Raw genomic sequence first — 3492 nt, forward strand, 5'->3', positions numbered from 1 at the left:
CCTGATCATAAGAAAGAGGCGATGTGATTTTCATGAGAAAATTCTCATGATTTTTTATCGGTCAACCGTTCAAGGCTAATATAGTTCTTAGGTTCAGCGATCCTGACTTCGGCAGTCGTCCTTGAACCTGCAGGCTTCATCAACAGTCACTAGAACCTGCGAAGCATGAATAAAACCGAAGGGAACTTGTCCCGATGCAATGGAGGAGGAACTACCGATGAAAGAACCCATTTTGACCCTTGTTGTCCCGTGTTATAACGAAGAAGCCGTCTTAAAGGAAACAGCCAATCGTTTGCGTGCGGTCCTGCTGAGCTGCGCGCAGGATCAGCTCATTTCCTTCAGAAGCACCATTTTATTTGTGGATGATGGCAGCCGTGATCAGACGTGGGCCATGATTGATCACTATGCCCAAGAAAACCAAGAGATTACAGGCCTGAAATTAAGCCGGAATTTTGGTCACCAGAATGCGCTCATCGCCGGAATGGAGACGGCAAGACCTTATTCGGACTGCATCATCACGATTGATGCCGACCTTCAGGATGAGGTGAACGCGATCAGAAAATTTCTCATTAAATTCCGAGACGGTTTTGATGTGGTTTACGGGGTACGTGACAAGCGTGAAACGGATACGTTTTTCAAGAAACAGTCCGCGCTGCTCTTTTATCAGATCATGGAAAAACTCGGTGTGAAAATGGTCCCGAATCATGCCGATTACCGACTGCTCAGCAGACGGGTGCTTGATGAATTCGTCAACTATCAGGAAGAGAATCTTTTTCTGCGCGGGATGATTCCCTTGCTGGGCTTTAAAAGCACAAAAGTATACTACAATCGTGCCCAACGGTTTGCTGGTGAATCGAAATATCCGCTAAGAAAAATGCTGAATTTCGCAGTCGACGGAATCACCTCTTTTTCCGTCGCACCGATCCGCATGGTCACGTATCTCGGCGGAATGGTAGCAGGAATTGGCGTGTTGATCGGAATTTACGCATTAATTCAGCACTTTATCGGTCATGTCGTGACCGGTTGGACCTCAATGATTCTTTCCATCTGGATGATTGGCGGCATGCAGCTCACCGCTATCGGCGTCATCGGTGAATACATCGGAAAGATTTTCAAGGAAACGAAGCACCGTCCCCGCTACATCATTGAGAAGCGTCAGCTGACCCACACATCCTTCGAGACCAAGATCTTTTGATGAAATCAATCAATGAACAGGAATGCAGATCATTAAATTGTTACCGGATTTAAACAGAGATAGGATGTGGCGTTTATTTTGCGCGTTAAACGAATCTTGATTTATCTGTTCAGCATCGCTTTTGCCGGGTGTTTTCTCTCGGTGCTGGCAGTCAGTTTGGTCTACCCGCTTATGCTCAAACAGCACAGCACCCTTTTTCCGGCCATGCCGACCGCGTTGTCGCTCGCCTTATTCGCGTTCATTGTCGTGCTGTTTTTAATCGCCTTTTATCGATGGCTTCACCGCCGCTCCGACCGCGCCAGCAGAAGGATCAGTATCTCAATTTTTGCCATCATGCTGCTCTTTGAAGCGCTACTGATTTTTGTGTTCCACGGCATTCTCCCGCCGATTATCGACGGCGGACATACGTATGCGGAAGCACTCTATTTACTGGCCCATGGGCAGGCTTCAGACACGATTTATTTCAAAGTTTATCCCAATAATATTCCCATTACGCTGCTTCGATACTTTTTATACAGCCTGGGCAGCTGGGTCCATTTTTCAAGCTACATGCTGATTGACCGCTTCTTTTGCGCTCTGATGCTGAACGCCGGCATCTTTATCTCTTGGCGGTTGATGAAGAAGAGATTTGACGAACGAACCGCATGCCTTTATCTGATCATTGCGTTGACCTGTCTGCCGCTTTTTTTCTACATCATGTATTTTTACACCGACACGGTCGCCATCGCTTTTCCTGCCCTGCTGCTTTATCTCTGGGCTGTTTATGCCGGTTCAGCGAAAATACGCTACATCGTTTTATTAGGGCTTGCGCTTGGCATCGGCAATCTGATCCGGCCCAATCTGATCCTGTTTCTTCCGGCTTTAGTTATCTACATGTTTTTTGTGTTGAACTGGAAAAAGGCCATGATCAATACTGCGGTGATCCTTGTTTTAATCGCTTCGACTCTTTTCGCATCCCACGGTGTTGCACGCCATTTCGGCTATACAGCGGATCCTTCACTTTCGATGCCGTCGATCCACTGGGTCATGCTCGGGCTGTCGCGGGATGGGGGATACAATGCACGGGATTTCGCACTCACACACACGCAGCCGAATCAGGCATTGAAAAAACAGGCAGATCGAGCGCAAATTGTCACTCGAATCAAGCAAAAGGGGATGGGCGGACTCCTGCATCTATGGGGGGTCAAAGCGGCCAGAACGTGGGGGACAGGCGCACGGGGGTATTACTGGTACACGCACCTCTCCACGCATCCCACGAAGGCCTATCAGTATTTGTTTAATCATAGAAATCAGATGACCGTTTACATCATTCAGGTGTTTTACATTGTCGAGATTTTCTTGTTAATTTTCTCTGCTTTACGCTTTTTCCGCACCAAAAAAGCAGATATGAATCTATTGATTCAAATTTGTCTTTTTGGAAACTTTATCTTTAATACATTTGTCTGGGAAGCGGAGCCGCGCTACAGCCTGCTCTTCACACCGCTGGTCCTGCTCGGCGCCGTATTTGGCTTTAGAGAGCTTGCCTATTGGCTTGGACATATCAAACTTGAAAAAGTGCAAGCAAAGTTAACCGGAAAAAGGGTGAGAATGGCCCTAGCAGGCGCAACCCTCGCGGCTGTACTTCTTTGCGCGTGGGCGGGTTTTCATGCGTATGCCCAAGCTCAGTCGCCGCAGCGCCATTATCTTATCGATCAGCGCTATTCGGTAGGAAAAAAAGGCATGACGGTCGATGCTCACCATTGTATCACACAGACGTTCGATGCGTCCCGCCCCTTTAATCGCGTTTCTTTTCATGTTCGCAATGTTATTGGGGAGGGCAGATACCGAGTCTCAGTCACCGATCCACATTCAGGGCGCCGCTTTTTCTCTAAAGAGTTCGTTCCGAAACATGCTCCCGGCCGGCACACATTTAAAATAGGGCCTGCCGTTCCGGGAAGCGAAAAACACATGAACATAACTCAGATAAGAGGAAATCCGGGAGCAGCCCTCAACTTAGCGATCAGTGGCCATGGGTATGAGCAGCGTGACGCCTATCCGGGAGGCTATTTATTGCAGAATGGGGTGAGAAAAGGTCAAAAAGACCTTCAATTCGCTGTCTATCAGGTTGAGAAAGGGGCTTACTTAAGTAAGGGCAGCTACATCCTTTTGTTCACGGTACCGGTTTTGATGGTGCTGTTCTACATGTATACGGTGCTGACAATGGATCAGAACAAATCGGACCGCCTGTCAACTTTGAACACACGTTTACGGAAGGGGCGAGTCAGACAAACGTTTTGAAAAAGGCTGAGGCAGTAAAT

2 protein-coding genes are annotated in these 3492 nt (G+C 47.9%); both read left to right on the forward strand.

Annotation, left to right across the window (positions count from 1 at the left end; genetic code table 11):
• Positions 1-217: 217 nt before the first annotated feature.
• On the forward strand, positions 218-1195 hold the full coding sequence (locus NIE88_RS21810) for a glycosyltransferase family 2 protein (protein ID WP_253065663.1): 978 nt from the start codon (positions 218-220) through the stop codon (positions 1193-1195).
• Between the two features lie 78 nt (positions 1196-1273).
• Positions 1274-3472, forward strand: a complete 2199-nt coding sequence (locus NIE88_RS21815; RefSeq protein WP_253065664.1) for a glycosyltransferase-like membrane protein — start codon at positions 1274-1276, stop codon at positions 3470-3472.
• Positions 3473-3492 lie beyond the last annotated feature (20 nt).

This window comes from Sporolactobacillus shoreicorticis (assembly GCF_024125445.1).
Taxonomy (GTDB): Bacteria; Bacillota; Bacilli; order Bacillales; family Sporolactobacillaceae; genus Sporolactobacillus; species Sporolactobacillus shoreicorticis.

What these genes read in the sequence shown, in the direction of transcription:
- NIE88_RS21810 (WP_253065663.1), top strand. Translation starts at nt 218, where the DNA reads ATGAAAGAACCCATTTTGACCCTTGTTGTCCCGTGTTATAACGAAGAA.